Here is a 20,379-nt window from a genome sequence, read left to right as displayed (position 1 = left end):
AACGAATTAATTAGACTTCATTGCCATCTGTCCTGGCTTCATCGCAGCTTGCTTCTTCAAGCCAACCGCTGCCATGCTGATCACAAATCCGACGATCGCAATAATAGCCAGTGCTGCGACCTCGCTTCCGATGCCCGTGCCACCGAACAGCACATTCATTAGCCCCTCAACTGCATAAGTTGCAGGAAGCGCTTCTCCAAGCTTTACATAGAAATCTGGGAGCAGCTCACGCGGCACAATTGCGCCGGAAGAAACGAGCTGCGCAGACAGAGCAATAATATTAAACAGCATGCCAGCCATGCCGAACACGTACAGGAACATTTGAGAAACAAACATAAAAGCAAGCACGAACATGAGCTGGAACAGCCACAGCTTCAGGAAGCCCTGCTCCATTTGTCCATTGAATGCAGCTAGCAAAGAAGAACCAATCAGAGAAACGAAAACTGCCGATCCGGCCGTAATGATGCTGCGAGCTGCAAAACGCTTCCAGCGGCCTGCACCAGCGCTAACCATCATCGACGATTGCTCCAGGTTCATCCCCATAATCATCGCGCCGACATAAGAAGCTAGTACCATCATCATCGGAACCATCTGATTGTTCATGCCTTTGACTTGGTTGGTCGATTCAATGTTCGCCGTAATACGTTCCGCTAAGCTTTGGCCGGCAATCGCCGCCTGCTCTGTCGGAACACCCGCCTTGCCAAGCGTACCGGCAATACCTTGCTCTATCGCCTGTACATTGGCTTCTTTCGTTACTTCTGCGGCAACGCCGCTCATAATAGATTTAATTAATGCAGGATTGGATTCATTAATAATATAGCCAATATCCGCTTTGCCATCTGCTGCCATCGCCTTTTGCGTGAAATCAGCAGGGAAATAAATAATCATTTGCAGCTCGCGTGCATTAAGCTGCTGCTTCGCATCCTCAAGACTGGATGGCTGCGACATTTGGAAAGGCAAGCTGCTGACCAAGGAGCCTGCAATTTGCGTGCCGAACTGTTGATCCTCATTGACCACTGCAATATGCAGTTTATCAATACGATCGGTCACTCCATTATAACCTGTCATCCATATAACTGAAAATACAATTTGAAACATAAGCGCCGTAATAATACCAACAATTGTTGTCGGACGCTTCATAAAAGCTTGAATCGTGTTCTTCATCGCCAATCCCATCCTGTCTGTGTCTATTTATCCGGTTTAAACAAATGTTTTAAACAATCGATTTAAACAACTGTTTTAATATTATATTTTGCTTCAAAAATTGTCAACCTGAAAATTATGATATCCAGCTAGCTAGCTTATTAAGCTGAGCTTCAGCCAAATAAATGATAAAAATCCCTGTGCCCGCTGCCATAAAAGCAACGGATACAGGGATTTTTATCACGCCGGTCGCGCATGAAGCTATGACGCTTCTTCGTTCATTTCCTCTTCCCGCAGTTTGTCTGCCGCAAGCTGCTTGCGGTATATTGCAGCGGACAGGAAGACGCTCATTTCATATAAGCCGATTAATGGGATGGCAACGAGCGCATCCGATACAAAGTCGGGCGGCGTCACTACAACCCCAATAAAAATCATAATAAAATAAGAGATACGGCGCATTTTGCGCAAACGAATCGGATTCAAAATCCGGATTGCGGTCAAAAACATGATGACCAGCGGCAGCTCAAATAACAGCGAAATCGGAATCAAAATATTAAACATAAAGGTGAAATATTGAATAATTCCGAACGTCTCCACCAGATTCAAACTGTCCGATACATTTCTGGTGAAATGGAACGCGAGTGGAAAAACGACAAAATAAGAAAACGACAATCCCACCAAAAACATCAATAAAGCGAATGGAATATATTTAAGCGTTGCCCGCTGCTCCTTCACATGCAAAGCCGGCTTAACGAATGCCCATAGCTGATACGCCGTAAACGGGATTGTAATAATAAGCGCAATGACGAGCGCAAATTTCATATAGACGCCGACGCCATCCCACAAGGAAAACGTATGCATCGGCAGAGAGCGCGCTGGCTCAAGGCTCATAATGAAATCGTATGCAGGCTTGGCCACAAACAATCCGGCAATAAGACCGGCCAAAATAACAAGCAGCATATAAAAAATCCGTTTGCGAAGCTCTCCGATATGCTCCAGCAGCGGCATCAGGCCTTCCTCACGCAGCCGTTCGCGATTAAAGGGTTGTTCGGTAGCTTTGTCTTGCCTGATTCCCATCTGTCACAATCTCCTTCCAGAAAAAAAGCGGGCCCGATTAATCCGGCAGCCGCTTGTTATTCGACTCAGTATTTTCTGATTTGGAAACGTCGATCCGTTTCTCCTCTTTTTCCTTAGGCTCGTCATCCAATACATCTCTTGCACCCGCTTTAAATTCCTTAAGCGTCCGACCGAAAGCTCTACCCAATTCAGGAAGCTTGTTAGGACCAAACAACAGCAGGGCCACTAGCACCAGCAAAATAATTCCCGTTGCACCAATAGATGGCATAATTGTCTACCTCCTTCTCACTCTTCGATGTCTGTCCAAACTCAGCACCCGTACAAACCGCCATAACCGAGCTTTGTAATATCTTCCTTCACAATTTGATGCCCAGCAAGTATGCGTGCCAGCAGGACATCGAATGAAGTAAACGGGTCATGCATGACGCATCCCGGTAAGCCAAGAATTGGCACTTCGTTCAAATAACCCATTAACAGCATGGAGCCAGGCAGCATCGGCGTTCCATAACTAACAATGTGTGCACCCGACGCCTTAATTGCGCCTGGTGTGCGGTCGTCAGGATCGACAGACATTCCGCCTGTTACCAATATCATATCATAATCTTGTCCTAGCAAATAGTTAATTTCATTAACGATCACCTGCTTGTCGTCGGGGGCAAACCGCTGCTCGATGACCTCTGAGCCGAAGGCTTCCAGCTTGCTGCGGACGGCGGGACCGAATTTATCCTCGATCCTCCCGCCGTATACTTCTCCACCCGTCGTAAGCAGACCCACTCGCAGCTTGCGAAACGGCTTTACCCGAAGCGGCGCAGCGCCCTTATGCGCCAAGCGATACTCAGCCGCCAGCCGCTCCACTTCCTCTACCTTAGACTCCGGTACGACAAGCGGTATAGCGCGAGTAGCCGCGAGCTGCCCGTCCTTCTTCACTACGCTATTCGTTTTTACCGTTGCAAGCGCAATTTCGCCGAGCGAATTAATCGCATGCACAAGTGCTTCGTCAACCTCGACGAGCCCCAGCAGCTCGGATTTCATGCTTACTTTGCCTTCATGCGGCTCGCTAAGCCATATGCCGTCTCCGCTAAGCGCCTTTGCCATCCTGCTTGCAGCATCATCCTCATGAAGCTCGCCAGCGGCTAGCTCCATAATGTAAATATGCTCCTTGCCAATATCGAGCAGATTCGGAATATCGGCTTCGGTTATAATATGGCCTTTTTTGAAAATGCGGCCTTTAAACTCTCCCGGCACAATGCGGGTCAGATCATGAGCCAGCCGCAAACCAATGGCATCATAGACGGACACTTCCTTTAGCACCGTCTTGCTTTCCAAACTCAGCTCAGCCGCTGTAACTGCCTGCTCTTGTTGTTGCTGTTGTTGCTGTTGTTGCTCTTTCTGCTGTTGCTCTTGCTGTCCGGAACTGCTCATAATACGTCCTCGCCTTGTGTGCCGGAAATAATCTCAAGCGCCTGAGGCAGCTGATCCATAATGGCCATTAAGCTTTCATGGACGCCTTTCGGGCTGCCCGGCAAATTCACAATCAGCGATTTGCCACGGATGCCGCATACGCCTCTGGACAGCATCGCGCTTCTCGTCTTTTGAATAGCGCCAAATCTCATCGCTTCTGCCAGCCCTGGAATGACCCGATCGACCACGCGCAATGTAGCATCAGGCGTCACATCACGGATTGCAAGACCTGTCCCTCCCGTTGTAAGCAGTAAATCCGCCTGATAATATTCGGTCATCTCAATGATGGCTGCCATAATTTCATCCTGCTCATCCGGAACGATGCGATAATCGACAATAACGCCGCCAAGCTCCTCCTCTACCAGTTCCCTGATAACTTGAGCGCTCGTATCTTCACGTTCACCGCGCGAGCCTTTATCACTAGCCGTCAAAATAGCCACTTTCCACTGCATTTACCGTTCCTCCCATCCCTTGTCCGATCATGGGTGATTCCATCGCTGGAAACAGCCGCCCTGCTTTATTTTTCTCTCGAGTCTGCTTCCGCTTGAAACTGGTAATCGCCGTTTTTGCCACCGGTTTTTGAAACAAGATGTGTCGGGCCAATCACCATATCCTTCTGGATTGCTTTGCACATATCGTAAACGGTAAGCGCAGCGATCGAAACCGCCGTCAGTGCCTCCATCTCGACCCCTGTTTTACCTGTTGTTTTCACGGATGCCTGTATGTACAGCTCATCTGCGCCATTGTCGTCAAAGCGTACATCCACACCAGTCAATGGAAGCGGATGGCACATTGGAATGACGTCCGATGTTTTTTTTGCGGCCATAATAGCTGCAACCTGCGAAACAGCCAGCACATCGCCTTTGCCTATCGTTCCCGCTTTAATCCGTTCTAGCGTCTCGCTGTGCATCGTAACGGTCGTCTGTGCTGTAGCGCTGCGAGACGTAACGTCCTTATCGCTTACATCCACCATTTTGGCTCTGCCCTGCTCGTTAAAATGCGTCAACCCCACAGCACACTCTCCCCCTCACGGCTTTTATATGAAATGAATCCCTGATTCCGTTACGATTCCGTTCATCTTCAAATCATGCTCCTGCATCGGAACCTGCTCTGCAACCTGCGCCTCAAAAGCTGCGCCAATCCATATCGCGCGCTTCCCTGCCTGACTTGCCCGCTCGGCGAAGCGATCATAATAGCCTCCGCCATACCCCATCCGTCCGCCCTTGCGGTCAAATCGAATGCCGGGGACGATGATGCTGTCTGGCACATGTCCCTGCGGAAGCTCCTCGCATTTTGCCGGGTCAGGCTCACTTATTCCGTATGCGCCCTCCATTAAATCTGCTGGCGATTGCAGCCGGTACAGTGTCATCGAACGGTCAAGCGGATGGCATCGGGGCACGATTACTTCACGTCCTGTTGACCATAACCAGTCCATTAGCGGCCACAAATCCAGCTCGGAGCGAAACGGAACATAACACATGATTTCGCGCTGCTCTGGGTGCCCTTCCAGCCACTTGCTTAACGCGCCGCAAGCAAGCCCGGACCATAATGCCCGATCCTGCTTCGACAGGCGATCACGGACTTTAGCAGCATCCGCTCGAATACGCTGTTTTTCCGCTTTAATTTGCGATTTTTCATTGTCCGCCATAACCGCTATTCTGCCTTTCCAATTCCTCAATTTCGATTATGTTCAGTTTACCATTGTTATGCAACTTTCGCCAATGGCGGCTTGCATTTGTGGTAATATATAATGAAACAGTAAGCAAGCGAAAGCTAAGCAATTATTCGTTGGAGGTATTTTTCATGCTGCTTCAAGTTTCTAATATAAGTAAAAGCTACGGTGTAGATCCCATATTATCAAATATTACGATGCAGGTGCTTGAACGCGAGCGCATCGGACTCGTTGGCGTCAATGGCGCCGGCAAATCCACACTGTTAAAAATCATTGCCGGCGAGCTATCTTTCGACTCCGGCGCCATCCACAAGGCCAAGGAAACGCGGCTCGGCTATTTAGCTCAAAACAGCGGGCTGCAATCCGACCGCACCATTGAAGCCGAAATGCGCGCCGTGTTCGCTCATTTGCTGGAGGCCGAGCAAGAGCTGCGCGATCTGGAGCAGCAAATTGCTGATCCTGCGCTGCATGAACAGCCGAAGCGCTATGAAGAGGTGCTCGACCGCTATTCCCGCCGCTCCGACTGGTTCCGCGAGCAAGGCGGCTTTGAAATCAATACGCGCATCAACAGCGTTCTTCACGGCATGGGCTTCGGCACCTTTCCGCCGGATACACCTATCCATACGCTAAGCGGCGGTCAGAAGACCAGGCTGGCACTCGCCCGTATTTTGCTTCAGGCGCCTGATTTACTCATGCTCGATGAGCCGACCAACTATTTGGATATTCCGACACTCACTTGGCTCGAAGGTTACTTACGCAGTTATTCCGGCGCCATTCTTGTCGTTTCTCATGACCGCTATTTCCTTGATGCGCTTGTGCAGACGATTGTCGAAATCGAACGGCATTCCGCTAAACGCTATACTGGCAACTACAGCCGCTATATTGACCTGAAGGCTGCAGAATACGAAAGCGATTTAAAGCAGTTTGAGAAGCAGCAGGACGAAATCGCCAAGATGGAGCAGTTCATTCAGCGCAACATTGTCCGTGCCTCTACTACGAAACGCGCTCAGAGCCGCCGTAAAGCGCTCGACAAAATGGACGTGCTCGACAAACCGCTGGGCGATTTAAAGAAAGCTAATTTCACGTTCCAAATTGAGCGCCAAACCGGCAAAGATGTGCTGCAGGTGTCGGATTTATCGGTACTGTTCGACGAGAAAAACAAGCCCTTGTTCCAGCATGTCTCCTTCCGCTTGCAGCGTGGCGAGACGGTAGCTCTTATTGGACCTAACGGTATCGGCAAATCGACCTTGCTCAAGACGATTGTCGGCCAGCGCCAGCCCTCGAGCGGCAGCATCGCCTGGGGCTCGAACGTCAAGCTCGGATATTACGATCAGGAGCATACCGGACTTAATCAGACCAATACCGTACTGGAAGAGGTTTGGGGTCTCTACCCCCATATGGAGGAGTCCCGTATCCGGACTGTTCTTGGCAGCTTTCTATTCAGCGGCGAAGATGTGCTCAAACGCATTTCGGCGCTCAGTGGCGGCGAGAAGGCTCGCGTATCACTTGCAAAGCTCATGCTGGCTCAAGCCAATGTGCTCATTTTGGACGAGCCTACCAACCATTTGGATTTATACAGCAAGGAAGTGCTGGAATCCGCTTTGCTCGATTATGAAGGCACGCTGCTCTTTATTTCTCATGACCGATATTTCCTTAATAAAATGGCGGAGCGTATTGTCGAACTGACACCTGCGGGCACCGAACATTTCCTAGGAAATTATGACGAAATGATAGAGAAAAAGCATGAACTCGAAGAAGCGCGGCTGGAGGAAGCGGCTAAGCGGGCTGCATCAAGCAGTAAAGCAGCTGTATCTTCCGACAACGTTAGCGATTACGCGCTGGACAAGCAGGCAAAGCGTGAGGAACGCAGCCGTCAGCGCAAGCTGGAGCAGGTAGAAGCTGATATTGCCGACTTGGAGCAAGCCATTGCGGATTTGGAGCTGCAGTTGACAGATCCAGCTATTTTCAACGATTACATGCGGATCCAGGAAATCCAGTCGCAAATCGACCAGAAGCGCATCGCATTAAGCGAAGCCTATGAGCAATGGGAAACGCTTAGTGAATAATATCCGCTATATCACTTCCTCTTTAGAATAACTTTGCAGAGCATTAACCATTCACAAGCTAGACGAATTGGTTAATGTTCTTTTTTATATAAAAAAAGTGCTAGTGAACGTGGTCATTAAAAAAATATAAAAAGATGCTTGCGCTATAAAAGCGCAAGCATTGAGAGGGAAACCAATGTTAGGGTATTACTGGGGGGATCAAGTGACTGCAGCTTGCAAATATTGCCGCAGCTATCCCAATATAGAAATGTCATTGCCTATCGAATATATAGGCATCGACGGTAAAACTCAAGGGACAAATTGCTCAAGTCGGATAATTCCAAGCCGTTTTGCCTCAGCGATCGCTTCCGATCGGGACCTAACGTTAAGCTTTTCAAAAATCCGGGTTAAATGGTACTCTACAGTACGCTGACTCATATGCAGCTTAATGGCAATATCTTTGTTGCTATTGCCGTACGCGACCTGCTGCAAAATATCCTGATCGCGTTCTTTGATTGATACTTCTTCAATTACCTTCTCAGCACGCGTAATTTTGACTTCGTTGCGTCGCAGCTGCTTGAGTAGCGAAATCGGAATAACCGCTTCCCCTCGCATAGCGCATCGAATGGCGTTATGCAGCTGTTCACGCGAGACCGTCTTAGAGATAAAGCCGGAAACGCCGCATTCAATCAATAAATTATAGTGCGTACTAATTTCATACCCAGTATATATAAGCACTTTGCGATCTGGATCCTGCTGAATCAAACGTTTTGCAAGCTCTAGACCACTAATGCCTGGCATGTTCAAGTCACATAAAATAATGTCAAAGCCTTCGTTGCTAATCGCATCCAGCGCTTCCATGGCCGATAATACAACCGTCACCTTCATTTCAGGATCTTGTTCAATCATCGTTTTGGTGCCTTCTCCAACAGATGGATGATCATCAACTAATAAGATACGAATCACGCAGCAAACCCCTTTCCGATCGGCCAGTCGTCATATTTTGCGGCAATATAATAATGACCTCAAGACCTTTTCCACGTTTCGACCGGAATGTTATTTCACCTTCAAGGCTAGCGACTCTTTCTTTAATACCGGATAAACCCATATGCTCGAAAGAAGCCTCCATATAATCGACATCCATGCCGACCCCATCGTCCTTATAGTGAAAATAAACCATGTTTGTTCGCTGCTCTAATTCTAGCGTGACCAGATTGGCACGCGCATGCTTATCAGCATTGCGAAGCAACTCTTGGACAATGCGATAAATCGCTGTAATCTGCTCTTCGTTAAGCAGGTTGTCGAAAGGCTTGGCCCGAAAATCAACCGCAAAATTGTTTCTCATTTGCGTATGCTCAATAATCGACTCCAATGCTTCAACAATGCCCATTTCCTTAAGCAGCGGCGGTCTTAACTCATTGCAGGTTTCCCGAATTTGATGGATGACATCAAGCAGCCCTTCCTTGATTTCGTCAAGCTCGACTTCAAGCTTTTCCGTAATCGGGTGGTCCAGCATGAGTGCTTCCAGCCTACGGTACCACAATAACTGGTCTTGAAGCGCAGAGTCATGAAGATCTGCTGCAAGCTTCCGCCGTTCATTTTCTGAGAGGCAAAACAACAATCTTAAAATCCAAGGTGTTGTCGCCTGCTCTTTCTTAACCTCAGATTCCAAATCCTCGATTAAGCTTTCAATCAGATATAAGTTTTCAAACACAATACTTGCATAATTTGCAAGCGTCTTGAGCCAACGAAGCTCATCTGAATTGAAACGGGTATGGTTGGTTTTGGAGCCAATCCATACGATGTACTGCTTTGACTTCTGACAGCCAATAATTAGTCCCAGACCATGAGGCAGTTCAACGACTTCCCCGACTTGAAGCGAATCAGACACTTGCAGCAGAAAAATAGCTGTACTCTGCTCATCATCCTGCTCTCCTACCGGGTTAACCACGGCTTCAATCTGGTCTACAATGAGAAAATCAATTCGGCTAGCCGGAAGCAATGCCCCAATTTCTTCTTTCAGCACCATCTCCAGATCATCCCGTTTCATGACTCGTGCAATTTTGCGTGAGAAACGATCGAGGCTGTCTTGGTAGCTGTACATCGCTTTAAAAAGCTTGGGACGAAATTTATGATCAATCTGCTCCTTGGAATAAAGAAACAGGGTCATAACAACGTAACTAACGATAAAGATTTGAAGCCATCTGACCCAGGAGAATACAACGTCACCACTTACAATCGCAGCATACGCCAATGTAACGATAAGCGCTGGCAATAAGGACAGCAATGTATAATACTTAAAGCGGGTCAATATAAAATCAACATCAAACAATTGGTTGGATGTTAATAAATAAAAGTAAACAATCGGCAGCACGAATAAAAACGGTGCTGTGAACGCCGCCGGCAAAATTTGAATGTTTCCTCCCAACAACGGCAATAAATTCATCGTCGTAAATGGAGTAAAAGCAACCAAATGCGAGGTTAGCGTTATTTTGAATAAAGAGTTGAACCTGCTACTCCGATAATAAAAGAACTTCCTAAACAATTGATAGACACAAATGAAATTTCCGACTATCAGCGTGGCATGATATACCATTCTAGCGTTTAGAAATACTTTCTCCGGAATAAAATTCGTCCAAATATAGACGAGGCAAAACAAGGAAACGATACTGAAAGCTACCGACAGATACCATATTAGCTTAGGGCTAATAAAAATCATGCCATATCTTCGCAGGTACATATTCATAAATAGCAGGAACAAAATAGCTACAAATGGAATGACTGCATACATGACGGTAACGCCTACCAAATCATTTCGATAGGCTGCGGCTGAAGAAAAGTAACTCAGCCCAATCGCCAAGAAAAACAATATGAGCATAATGGCAGCACTATCATTTTTCCTTTTCCTATACAGGAAGGTGGATAGCCCCAGAAACAACAGCAGGGAAGCCCATGGAATATAAAGCTGAATGAGCAGTTCCAAACCGGTATGATCACCGTTCCAACCTCGATTGAAAGTCACTAGCCTTTGTTCGCCAGTTTTTTCACTAACGACAATGCTCTCAACTCTCTCTACGGAAGAAAACTTGATGATATTAACATTCTGTCCAGCTGGCTTTCCATTAACTTCATCAATAACATCCCCAAGTTGAATACCCTTCAAAACAGCTTGTCCTGCTGGCTCAAGCGACTCTACCAAGTATTCACCTTGCGAATTTTTCACAGTCACTATACCAATAAACGGATCACTAATGATAACGACTGTAAGGTAACCAAGTAAAGCGAATAATCCACTCAGGAAGAGAAAAAGCAATAGATTCCTTGAGCGCAACAGCTTCATCTTTCTCCCCCTAAATTCATGCAGCGCATTACCTTATGTCCAGTAGACCATTTGGTAATTATCTTTCTTATCTGCTTGAATGCTCAGGGTTTCAAAAATCGCTTTTTTCTCCGCTGGAGTTACTCCAGCCATTTGCAAGTTCCCGCTTATTGCTAAATCCATCAACTGCGAGTCTTTGGCTAAAGAACGAATATATTCTTTCAACACTGGAACTCCTCCTTGGAATGTGTAAAGGTCTTTCTGTAGATAACTATAGCAGGAAATGATAGGTAAGCAAACGCAAATCTAGTTCGTATTTACCGCAACTACCATTGCGGTGTTATGGCGGAAGCTATTCTTTAGCCAATATGCTTAACAGCATTTCCTTATGCACGGCCACTTCAGGAACCGATTCCATGAGCTCTATAAAACGGTTATAGTGTGTACGCATCACGACGGAACCGTACAGCATGGCGCCGGATTTTTCATAAGCTTCCTCAAACAACCCGCGCTTATCAGCTACATCAGCCTCATTCAAACGACCTTCAAAATAATCCCTGATCCAATTATGCTGATCTACAGCATCCTCAAGCATGTACAAAGTAAGAAGCGTCTTCTTCCGCTGCAAAAAGTCATTTTTCTCATCCCAGCGAAGCAGATCACGAATGTCATTTTTAATTTGAGCCGCCATCCCTACCTCAACGGCATACTCGGCAACAATCGGATGCCAGCCTCGACCGGTCAGCATAACGCCTGTCATGCACGCATGAACGATCAAGGCTGCCGACTTTTGCTTAATGGATTGAAAATATGAGTGTTCATCTGATACAGCATTCATCAAATCCATCATTTGCCCATTGGCCGCTTGCAGGAGTTGAAGGTTCATCATTTTCATTGTTGTTTGCACATGGGAGCTATCGAATTCAGAATCCATCATCGCTTGCTGCGAAAGGGTCAAAAAAGCGGCTGCAAGATGCAGCGCTATAGGCAGAGGAGCTTCAGACCAGGCCTGCTTTGGCGCATCCTGATCCTGTAAATCATCGAATATATCGGTCGCTAAAATAAGAAATTCAACGGCTGCCGCCGCACGATATACTGCCGCCCCTTCACCGCCGAACATCCGGTAGTGAAGTACGGTCAAACGTCCAAAAGGAAGCTGCTCATTCAGCCGGTCCATTAGAAATAAATAGGCGTACTGAATTAAAGAATCAACTGTAAAATGGCGTTTGACCATCTCTCGCATTTCAAATTCGATTTTAGGTACACAGTCCTCCAACTTTAGACCCCCATCGTTTCAAGATTTTTCTATTTTACACGATGGAGTAAAAACGTACCAACATTTTTCAATATATTAGAAATAATACCCGCCTTCCTCTTTGAATTCAGCCGCTCCTGTTCCATCTCCTCCTCGTTTATTCGGTTCACCAGCACAGCGATCATTTCCATTCGTTTCCTGAGCATGTCGGCACGATTGACAAATGGGCCTGTGGTGTCACGATCCCGGTTCATGAATGTTAAGCCCTCCTTCCAACTGCTGCTGTTACACGGCTCCCGCGTAAGCAAAATGGACATATACGGCTTCCATCGTTAAACCACCGGCTGGAATTTGCGAAATTAATCGCTTAGGGGTATCGCATTTTACTAAATTTCCTTGGCGCAGCACGGCAATGCGATCACAATGATGCTGCATTTCCCCCATATCATGGCAGGATAAAACAATCGTTTTCCCTTGGCGCTTGAGCTCCAATATGATGGACCAATATTCTTCTCTCGCCTGCATGTCCAGCCCGGTAGTCGGTTCGTCCAGAAAAATAATCTTTGGGTTGTTGACGACAGAAATCGCCAGTGCCACACGCTGCCGCCAGCCGCCAGATAGACGCCTAACTGGACGGTCCAAGTAGCTTTCCAAGCCAAAGCGGTCAATAATCTCTTTCATTTCGGTTGAGCATTTATAGAAGGAACGGAACATTTCCAGCGCCTCCCTCACACTCAGCTTATCCACCAGCGATATACTTTGCAAATGAAGGCCAATATGCTCCTGAAGCTCAGATGCTTCTACAGCCGGATTAATGCCAAGCACCTCGATTTGTCCCTTGTCGGGCTGACGCAGTCCCATCAGCATTTCGAGCAGCGTCGTCTTTCCAGCGCCGTTCGTACCGATAATGCCAAATAACTCTCCTTCTTTTATCCGCAAGGAAATATTATCGACTGCCTGATTTGAGCCATAAGCTTTACATACCGAGTCTACCTTAATCATTGTCCTTCTCACCTAATTGTCGCCTCCCTGATTGATAAGACGTTTTGGCATAACCCCGTTTCTCTGATCTTCTGCCGGCAACCACTGCTTGTCTTATAACCTTACCCCATATGAACGGTAATTTCACCGTAAAAAAACGCAATTACGACCGCAAGTTTATTGCGGTTCCGCAACTTTTGCTGGGATTTTGACAGATTTATTGGAGTAAAGCTCAACAATGTGACTTGGCATGTAAGGTTTGGACGATTCATTTTCAAAATGTACGATCGCTGATGCCTTTCTTCTATATAAACAGCCAGTCAAAATATAACGAAGCATGACAGAGGAAGTTACTTTTTTAGCTAACGAAAAACTACTCTCGCCCCCTTGCCTCCCTGCTCTCTTGATTTATTTCGGCAAAAAAGGCCTTTTCCCTTTTTTAAAGTCGTACGAATAACAGCCGTTCAAAAAATAGCACTTGAACCTCCTGTTACAGGAGGTTTTATCCTGAATGAAGCAGCTGCTGCATGGCTATTGCCAATTACAGAAGCAGCACTTAAGGAGGCACAAGTAAGATGAGGACAATAGAATGGATTTATGTGATTTTCAACGCAGTTATGGTTATGGGGATGTTAAGCGCTCGCAGCAAGTCTCGCGGGATGCTTTGGGGTGGATTTGCAGGCTCTGCTTTCCTGTTTCTATTGCACGGCTTCACTGAAGGGCTGCGCTGGCCGCTGATTCCCGGATACTTGCTTACTTTGATCCCATTGATCTGGCTGGTTAAGATGTTCGCCAAATCGCGAAAGCAACCATCTGCCCGGGCTTCAGCAGAAAGCTCCTTACTAACGTCCACAACGCGGTATAGAAGCAAAATCGCCGTCGTTGCACTTTCAGCCCTGACACTCGTGTATGCCGCATTAGCGGCAGCACTGCCGCTGCTATTTCCCGTATTTTCATTTGATAAACCGGCTGGCCCTTATGGGATTGGCACCGTATCGTACCACTGGATAGATAACAGCCGTGAGGAGCTGCTCACCAAGGAGGACGGAGACAAACGCGAGCTCATGGTGAAAATCTGGTATCCAGCGAGTAAAAGCGAAAAAGGAACGACAGCTCCCTATATGTCGGATTCTGCTGTTTATGCAACTGCGTTTGATGAAGTACTTAAGCTGCCGAAGCTGCTATTTTCGAGCTTAGGAGATGTAAAGACGCATGCAATAGAAAGTGCCTCACTGTCTGAAACGGAGGCGAAATATCCCTTGCTCATTTTCTCACATGGCCTGCATGGGTATGAAAATCAGAATACCTTTCAAGTGGAACAACTGGTTAGCCAAGGCTATATTGTAGTTGGCATTAATCATACGTACAGCAGTTTAGCGTCGGTATTCCCGGATGGACGGGTCGCGCAATTTGTATCAGAGGGCAAGGAAGGCTTCGAGCAGATGCAATTCAGTTATTTGGACAAGCTTAATGAGACTTGGGTAAAAGATGTCCAGTTTGTACTCGATGAGGTGGAGAAGCTGGCAGCCTATGATCCGGATAACCGCTTTACAGGCCATATCGAACTCGAGCAAATCGGCATGTTTGGGCATTCTTTTGGCGGAGCAACGACCGTACAGATGTTAATGGATGAACCGCGAATTAAGGCAGGCATCAATATGGATGGGGTGCTGTTTGGCGAGAAGCGCATTCCTTCGCAAGGTGTCGGCAAGCCGTTCCTCATGATAAGCGCTGACGAAACGGTCGCCGGCACAAGTGCCATGAGTGATGAATATATAGCTGACATGGGGACAACCCGCCCTGAGGTTGAAAAATATTATGAAGAAGTTTATTCGCGGTATGCGCCCGTAACTGCTGGAGGAAATTACTGGATGAAGCTTAGCCATACGAAGCATTTGAGCTTCTCGGATTTGTATTTGGTATCGCCACTGCTGGAATGGTCTCAAGGCGTGGATGTCAGCGGAACATTCAAACTGGTGAACGAGTTTACGCTCGACTTTTTCAATCATTACCTTAAAGGTTTGCCGCTTAAGCATTTGAACAGGGAGGCGGGAGATCAGCCTGCCTTTTCGCTGGAGCAAGGATAATCGGATTGCCGCAGCTACACTATGAGTTCAAAGTTGGTCAAGCTGTTCCAGCCTCAAAATCATCGCCCTCTGCAACAAGGTGACACCTTCTACGATCTGGCCCCATTCTGGATTAACGCTGGCGCATAGCTTATTAAATCGAACAATGCGCTCCGTAACAGAATCGAGCATATATCGGGCCTGTTTTTGAAAAAAAGCTTCATTATCATCTATTTGCTCCGTGCCCGCATAAATGAAGACATAATCCCACATGATCGCTTGCACCGCCGGGCTGTCTGCTGGCCACTGTTTTTTCAAAGCTTCGGAAGCCCGGACGTGGATTTGCTCCATTTTCTTAACCCAGGTTTCCGCCTGCACCTGCGGATGGTGGACCATTGTGAAAAAGGGGTGCTCGCAGCGAGCCAGATCAGCTAAATACTCAGGATCACCTATCATTTTCTGAAGCTCGTTCCAGGCCAGCGTTTGTTGGGCCGACAGCTTTGTATCCTTCATTATATATTTATTGAAAAAATGCAAAAAAGAGTCTCTCCACTCCTGCGGAATGCCTTCCAGCAGACGGGATTCATCCATTTTGGCGGAAACGAATTGTTTCCGCCTTTCAGCATTTGCCGTAAGCGACTCAACTAGGCTTGATACGTAACCAAGGGATTGCCTAGTATCACCGGAAGCTTGGGTTTCGGTTTCGTGCTGCTTCGCCTGATGCAAGATCGAAAGCATGGCATTCAGCGTATTTACCTGGGTTTCCAACGCCTCAATCTGCAAGCCGAGCGCCTGATCCATACCCATTTCCCCACTCATCAGCTTGCGGATGTCGGGTATTTCAAAATTCAGGAAACGAAGCGTAGAGATTAGCTCCAGCCTCCATAAGTCCTTTGCTATATAAAGGCGATGGCCTCCTTCTGTATGAAGGGATGGCTTGATCAGCCCGATTTCATCGTAATACCGAATCGTTTTAACGGTGGAACCGACTATTTTAGCCGCTTCGCCAATAGAATACGTGTCTTTGGATGGCAAAGTTAGATCACCTCGTAATCATTATACATGCTGCCAATTTAAACGATCATTAATTTCCCCTTCTAGCGCAAATAGTTTAGCAGCTTTAAGCATAGTTTCCAAATCAACGCAATTATTCGCAGAAAAATCTCCTTTCTGTCCTCCTGTTACAAGTTGAATGATTTTATCTTCGGATTTTGATAAATCTAATAGATTAAAAAAAGATACATTGTCGAAAGTCGCATATACATTGTATAAACCCGAATTGCCGCCACCTATCCCCATATGAATATCTTCATCCTTGCTTAACACGACCTGCGTTTTATTAACCCCATTAAGCTCCGTTAATATTTTCTCTATCATTCCCCAATTCAGATCTTGATCTTGATTTTGATCCTGTATAAATTCCCCTTTGTCTCTGCCATTAACCCAATTATCAAAATGAAGTCCCTTAATAAACATTTGTGCGCCTCCATGTTTTTATTTAAATGGATTTATTTTATCAAATGGATTTATCTTTAACTTACTAATCACATGCTTTACAAAAGGCTCTATACTATTACTAAGGTACCAAATGCGTCAATTAAACTAACTATTTCATTTGCGTTAATAATTAACTCTCATCATCTTCAGGAATTAATAAATCATCCATTCGTTCTCTATCTTCTGAAATTTGTTTAGACATTCCAAAACTATTCATAAAGTGTTTTAAGGGTAGCATCTCAGTATAGCTTCCATTCTGCTCAAAAATTTCAAACTCTTTGTTATGGACGATTAACTCCTCTACTAAATTTTTCATTTTTTGAATTTCATCATTATTCACATAGTTAGCTGTCATCAAAGGCAGCTTATTATTAATACATGACTTTATTTCTGAAAATCCTAAACCTGTATGTTTCTTAAGCAAAATTAATAAACTACTACTTGCTTCAGATTGCAATACTACAGTTATAAAGCTCATATCCCCATTCCCCATCATTATTTAATTATGTGAGTAGTGTTAAAGTCTAGGTGCAAGAAAAAAGCTCATTCCTCCCCAAACTTCAGTTGGAATAAGCTTTCAAGAAAAAGTTCGAGTAAATCTATGTTATATAATTTGTTGTTCTCTTAATAGTTCATACCACTCATCTTTACCTACAATTTCGATATAACGTTCCCCGAAAACATAATTATCTAAAAAATCATTCCATCCTTCATACGATTTAATCTTTGAATCTTCAAATAAACAGCAAACCATCCCATTTTTTTTATTTATATATAATGGGTATGGATCAATCTTTCCAATACAAATCCATTCTTCAAACTCACCTGGCATGTCAGCAACAGGAAACTGAAAATCATCTAATTCATTTTGCCCGAAAATAATAATACTTCCACATCTTATAGATCCATATTCTCTAAAAAAATTATAATAATCTTGTAACGCAACCTCTTTTAAATTAAAATCGGAGTCAGTAATTATTCTCTCTTGAATTTCTCCAATCACTAGATTAAAGGGATCTTCCTCAAGAACATTTTTCATCAATTCTATTTTTTCTTGAATTGTTTTTCTCATATTCATTCCCTCTCAACTTTTATTTTTATTCTTGATCCGTACGGAACATTTTTCATTTGATTCGCAAGATTTGTCCCCATTCTCCTATTTGTAAACCAATCCATCAACTTAAGATTTCGTTTATTATCCATTCCATTCAGTTGTAGCTCCCATCTGTGATCTGGATCCATACTCTTTGATACTTTGTCTATTAGCCTTCTTGCACCTTCTTTATCATTCTTATAGTGCATTCGGATAATTCTTTGTATAACTTCCTTTTTGTACTCTCTAGTAATGCTAGGATCTCTTTCAGACTTGGTTTTAATAAGCGAATTAGAATCACTTAATCGTTGTAAATAATGGGCTTTACGATTAAAGTCCCTTAAATTCATATCGTAGTAATTATCACCATATTTTACGTTTTTCTCATATTTCAAAACAACTTCATAATAATCCCCTGATCCATCTGTTTTCTTAACGGCTTTATCTGTACCATCCTTACAACTACTGATCTTATTCAACCCAAACGGATCAATAAAACTCACCGGATCGCCATTCACATACCCAAACCGGTTAAAGGTCTGCCCTTCTACTATGCTTCCGCGCAGCACATCCCGGTTCAAAAACCGCTTGATGCCGGTATGATAATACCGCGCCCGCATGTAGTAAAGACCGTTCGGATCGGTCATGACGCCGTCTCGTCCATTATAGCAAAACGGCTGCCGCTCAGATCATAGAGACAGCTCTAGTAGCGGCCCATGCTGTCTTCCCGGCCGAAAAACGAATAGTTACATGACTTAGACTAAGAAAATTCTCTTAAAGATAAGTTTGTGTATTTAATAAAAAGAGGTTAGCCCTTATCAGTTGGCTAACCTCTTCTCACATAATAAATCTTATAATCATAATATTTCTATATCTAGCATTTCAACTGAAAAACCATCTATATACTCAAAAGTTACAACTCCTCTTTATATGCTAATGCAATCTCAATTACTTGCTCTGGAGATAAATCTTCTTCGCTCCAGAATATCAAATTACTAGGAGCCGGATGTGGAACGTTTTTTTCCAACAAATCAATATATTCACTAATCTCTTCATCAGAAAGCTCCGGATTACAAATTTTTCCAACAAGTTCAATCAACTCTTTTTTAGAAAGTTTACTATCCATCTTATCTACCCTTTCAAATATTAAAGTCCCTTTAAGATTTAAGATAAAAGCCTATTCCTTCTCAAATTGCCAGTCGGAATAGACTTATAAATTATTATTTCAATTTCTCAAAACAGTCTTTAATCGGTCTCAATCTAAAAGTTAGTGCTTGACAGTCCACGATCATTGTCATTAAATTTTTGGTTAAAAATAATTATCCGCTTTACAACTACAACGGTAAATTCTTCTTAAGGAATAGATACCATTCTTCAGAATCAGCATTCGGTACTAACTCACCGTATTGGGGGCCGAATACATAATTGGCCAGAAAATTACTTACAGATCCTAGGTCTCTCCCTTCAGTATCAGGTTCTTCTTGATTGAAGAGGTATACTTGTCCAGATTCTTTATTAATTACTACCGGTTCATATAAAACCTGCCCAATTTCAATCCATTTTTCTTCTGCTCCAGAGAAATCAGATATACGAAATTGATGCTTTGATAACTCTCCAAATGACCACAAGTCGAACATTCCACATCGTGCACCATCAGCTTCCCTTAAAAAATCATAATATTCTTTAAGATAATCGTTATCTGTAATAATTTTTGTATTACCTTCATTTATTTCAGCATAGATTATACTTTCGGGTTCATCCAGCAAATTTCCTCTCAACTTTCTAATAATAGATAGTAATTTTTCGTCCATTTTTCTTACCCTCCCCTATCAGATTTAATTTTAATTTTTGTACCTGTAGGCAAGTCTCGAATCTGCGGTCTAATTTGCTTAACACCAATATGCCAGTTCGTAAATGTATCTAAAAATTTTAAATTCTTAACAGTATCAGGCCCACCTAATTGTAATTCCCAAACATGATCCGGCTGGGCGACTTGAACACCGCTGGCATCCCATACAGCGTTAACCCGGTCCAGGCCACCATAGCCAAAACGCTCCGTCCTTCCGAGCGCATCCGTAACCGCAACCAGATTGTCCGCTGTATCCCACTTATACTGCGTCTGCCCTCCGTGCCACCAGCCGCTCCTCGGCATCATAACGATAGGCGATCACCTGTCCGAGCGCATCCTTTTCACGCTCCAGCAAGCCATTCGCATTGTATACATAGGCAGTTGCCGCACCCGAAGGCAGCGTCTCCAGCATCTTTCGGTCGAACGCATCATAGCCAAAAGCATATACCCGTTTCAACGGATCGATGATCTTCACCAAATTATCATTCGCATCATACTCGCGCAGTATCGTCCCGCCTGTCTCCGGCACATAATTCATCGCCATATCTCCAGCAACATCCAGCGCTTGCTTGACGCACGGCAGCTTCATCACCTTTTTGAGCTTCTGGACCTGCTCCAGCTTGTCCAAATTGCTGCCCACCTTGCGTGCTACCGTCCACTGCCTTTATGCTGCTCCCTGGATCGACAAGCACGATTGAACGAAATAGTGCGCGACGCATACTTTGTCAGCACTTCCTTCACGCTGTCCGAGATGAGCGACTCAGGCTTTTGGATAAAATCGGCCGCAGCATGCCGTTTCTGCTGCAGCGGCGCTATATTTTGGGAGCCATCCGGTTTGAAAAATAATGCCCCTTCCTTCGGGCCTACCAATGCTTCTGCTAGCAACCACTGGGTTTTATAGGTCTAGGCGCAGGAAAAAAA

At 45.0% G+C, this 20,379-nt stretch carries 25 protein-coding genes; 2 read left to right on the top strand and 23 right to left on the bottom strand.

The genetic code is table 11. From position 1 onward, the window contains the following. Positions 1 to 6: 6 nt before the first annotated feature. From BBD42_RS14585 to BBD42_RS14555, 7 genes are all read right to left on the bottom strand, one after another. On the bottom strand, positions 7 to 1,164 hold the full coding sequence (locus BBD42_RS14585) for a YhgE/Pip domain-containing protein (RefSeq protein ID WP_099518730.1): 1,158 nt from the start codon (positions 1,162 to 1,164) through the stop codon (positions 7 to 9). Between the two features lie 240 nt (positions 1,165 to 1,404). Next, on the bottom strand, positions 1,405 to 2,220 hold the full coding sequence (tatC, locus tag BBD42_RS14580) for a twin-arginine translocase subunit TatC (RefSeq protein WP_099518729.1): 816 nt from the start codon (positions 2,218 to 2,220) through the stop codon (positions 1,405 to 1,407). 37 nt (positions 2,221 to 2,257) lie between these two features. Further along, positions 2,258 to 2,488, bottom strand: a complete 231-nt coding sequence (gene tatA, locus BBD42_RS14575; RefSeq protein WP_056043563.1) for a twin-arginine translocase TatA/TatE family subunit — start codon at positions 2,486 to 2,488, stop codon at positions 2,258 to 2,260. 41 nt (positions 2,489 to 2,529) lie between these two features. After that, positions 2,530 to 3,546 carry a molybdopterin-binding protein gene (locus tag BBD42_RS14570; RefSeq protein WP_237163520.1) on the bottom strand — a complete coding sequence of 339 codons (1,017 nt, stop codon included), beginning with the start codon at positions 3,544 to 3,546 and terminating at the stop codon, positions 2,530 to 2,532. Between the two features lie 92 nt (positions 3,547 to 3,638). After that, complete coding sequence (locus BBD42_RS14565) at positions 3,639 to 4,133, bottom strand: MogA/MoaB family molybdenum cofactor biosynthesis protein (RefSeq protein ID WP_046229101.1); 495 nt, start codon at positions 4,131 to 4,133, stop codon at positions 3,639 to 3,641. A gap of 65 nt (positions 4,134 to 4,198) precedes the next feature. Continuing rightward, positions 4,199 to 4,693: a cyclic pyranopterin monophosphate synthase MoaC gene (moaC, locus tag BBD42_RS14560; RefSeq protein WP_056043561.1), complete on the bottom strand. Its 495-nt coding sequence runs from the start codon at positions 4,691 to 4,693 to the stop codon at positions 4,199 to 4,201. Between the two features lie 24 nt (positions 4,694 to 4,717). Continuing rightward, complete coding sequence (locus tag BBD42_RS14555) at positions 4,718 to 5,329, bottom strand: 5-formyltetrahydrofolate cyclo-ligase (protein ID WP_099518727.1); 612 nt, start codon at positions 5,327 to 5,329, stop codon at positions 4,718 to 4,720. A gap of 155 nt (positions 5,330 to 5,484) precedes the next feature. On the opposite strand from BBD42_RS14555, the gene BBD42_RS14550 reads away from it, so the two are divergent. Next, a complete protein-coding gene (locus BBD42_RS14550; protein ID WP_099521614.1) occupies positions 5,485 to 7,419 on the top strand; it encodes an ABC-F family ATP-binding cassette domain-containing protein in 1,935 nt (644 codons plus the stop codon). Between the two features lie 288 nt (positions 7,420 to 7,707). Here the strand turns inward: BBD42_RS14550 and BBD42_RS14545 are convergent, their stop codons facing one another. The 6 genes from BBD42_RS14545 to BBD42_RS14525 form a co-directional block, all read right to left on the bottom strand. Continuing rightward, on the bottom strand, positions 7,708 to 8,364 hold the full coding sequence (locus BBD42_RS14545; protein ID WP_046229099.1) for a response regulator transcription factor: 657 nt from the start codon (positions 8,362 to 8,364) through the stop codon (positions 7,708 to 7,710). Continuing rightward, on the bottom strand, positions 8,342 to 10,738 hold the full coding sequence (locus tag BBD42_RS14540; RefSeq protein WP_099518726.1) for a sensor histidine kinase: 2,397 nt from the start codon (positions 10,736 to 10,738) through the stop codon (positions 8,342 to 8,344). Before BBD42_RS14540 ends, BBD42_RS14545 begins: the two co-directional genes overlap by 23 nt. 33 nt (positions 10,739 to 10,771) lie before the next feature. Continuing rightward, the gene (gene comX / locus BBD42_RS31790; protein WP_155973652.1) at positions 10,772 to 10,945 is read right to left on the bottom strand and encodes a competence pheromone ComX; all 174 of its coding nucleotides are present in this window, start codon (positions 10,943 to 10,945) and stop codon (positions 10,772 to 10,774) included. Between the two features lie 124 nt (positions 10,946 to 11,069). Further along, positions 11,070 to 11,993 (bottom strand): polyprenyl synthetase family protein, encoded by a 924-nt coding sequence (locus BBD42_RS14535; RefSeq protein WP_099518725.1) that lies wholly within the window; start codon positions 11,991 to 11,993, stop codon positions 11,070 to 11,072. Positions 11,994 to 12,022: 29 nt separating this feature from the next. Continuing rightward, positions 12,023 to 12,226, bottom strand: a complete 204-nt coding sequence (locus BBD42_RS14530) for a hypothetical protein (RefSeq protein ID WP_046229097.1) — start codon at positions 12,224 to 12,226, stop codon at positions 12,023 to 12,025. A gap of 31 nt (positions 12,227 to 12,257) precedes the next feature. After that, the gene (locus BBD42_RS14525; RefSeq protein WP_237163479.1) at positions 12,258 to 12,986 is read right to left on the bottom strand and encodes an ABC transporter ATP-binding protein; all 729 of its coding nucleotides are present in this window, start codon (positions 12,984 to 12,986) and stop codon (positions 12,258 to 12,260) included. Positions 12,987 to 13,528: 542 nt separating this feature from the next. On the opposite strand from BBD42_RS14525, the gene BBD42_RS14520 reads away from it, so the two are divergent. Then, positions 13,529 to 15,040, top strand: a complete 1,512-nt coding sequence (locus tag BBD42_RS14520) for an alpha/beta hydrolase family protein (RefSeq protein WP_099518723.1) — start codon at positions 13,529 to 13,531, stop codon at positions 15,038 to 15,040. Between the two features lie 27 nt (positions 15,041 to 15,067). On the opposite strand, the gene BBD42_RS14515 is transcribed toward BBD42_RS14520, so the two are convergent. The 10 genes from BBD42_RS14515 to BBD42_RS31785 form a co-directional block, all read right to left on the bottom strand. Beyond that, positions 15,068 to 16,054: a MerR family transcriptional regulator gene (locus BBD42_RS14515; protein ID WP_099518722.1), complete on the bottom strand. Its 987-nt coding sequence runs from the start codon at positions 16,052 to 16,054 to the stop codon at positions 15,068 to 15,070. Between the two features lie 21 nt (positions 16,055 to 16,075). Then, positions 16,076 to 16,495 (bottom strand): Imm1 family immunity protein, encoded by a 420-nt coding sequence (locus BBD42_RS14510; RefSeq protein ID WP_099518721.1) that lies wholly within the window; start codon positions 16,493 to 16,495, stop codon positions 16,076 to 16,078. Positions 16,496 to 16,646: 151 nt separating this feature from the next. Next, positions 16,647 to 16,994: a hypothetical protein gene (locus BBD42_RS14505; RefSeq protein WP_099518720.1), complete on the bottom strand. Its 348-nt coding sequence runs from the start codon at positions 16,992 to 16,994 to the stop codon at positions 16,647 to 16,649. 126 nt (positions 16,995 to 17,120) lie between these two features. Continuing rightward, positions 17,121 to 17,588: a hypothetical protein gene (locus BBD42_RS14500; RefSeq protein ID WP_099518719.1), complete on the bottom strand. Its 468-nt coding sequence runs from the start codon at positions 17,586 to 17,588 to the stop codon at positions 17,121 to 17,123. Between the two features lie 2 nt (positions 17,589 to 17,590). After that, positions 17,591 to 18,256, bottom strand: coding sequence for an RHS repeat-associated core domain-containing protein (locus tag BBD42_RS14495; protein ID WP_099518718.1), 666 nt, complete (start codon positions 18,254 to 18,256; stop codon positions 17,591 to 17,593). Positions 18,257 to 18,522: 266 nt separating this feature from the next. Next, positions 18,523 to 18,735 carry a bacteriocin immunity protein gene (locus BBD42_RS14490; RefSeq protein ID WP_099518717.1) on the bottom strand — a complete coding sequence of 71 codons (213 nt, stop codon included), beginning with the start codon at positions 18,733 to 18,735 and terminating at the stop codon, positions 18,523 to 18,525. Positions 18,736 to 18,943: 208 nt separating this feature from the next. Beyond that, positions 18,944 to 19,420: a hypothetical protein gene (locus BBD42_RS14485; protein WP_099518716.1), complete on the bottom strand. Its 477-nt coding sequence runs from the start codon at positions 19,418 to 19,420 to the stop codon at positions 18,944 to 18,946. Between the two features lie 5 nt (positions 19,421 to 19,425). After that, the gene (locus BBD42_RS14480; protein WP_099518715.1) at positions 19,426 to 19,764 is read right to left on the bottom strand and encodes an RHS repeat domain-containing protein; all 339 of its coding nucleotides are present in this window, start codon (positions 19,762 to 19,764) and stop codon (positions 19,426 to 19,428) included. Beyond that, positions 19,718 to 20,086: an RHS repeat domain-containing protein gene (locus BBD42_RS14475; RefSeq protein ID WP_099518714.1), complete on the bottom strand. Its 369-nt coding sequence runs from the start codon at positions 20,084 to 20,086 to the stop codon at positions 19,718 to 19,720. The genes BBD42_RS14480 and BBD42_RS14475 overlap by 47 nt, the downstream gene beginning before the upstream one ends. Positions 20,087 to 20,106: 20 nt before the next feature. Then, positions 20,107 to 20,328 (bottom strand): hypothetical protein, encoded by a 222-nt coding sequence (locus BBD42_RS31785; RefSeq protein ID WP_099518713.1) that lies wholly within the window; start codon positions 20,326 to 20,328, stop codon positions 20,107 to 20,109. Positions 20,329 to 20,379 lie beyond the last annotated feature (51 nt).

It is taken from the genome of Paenibacillus sp. BIHB 4019, from assembly GCF_002741035.1.
In the GTDB taxonomy this organism is placed as follows: Bacteria; Bacillota; Bacilli; order Paenibacillales; family Paenibacillaceae; genus Pristimantibacillus.
This window is presented reverse-complemented; position numbering and strand designations above follow the sequence as displayed.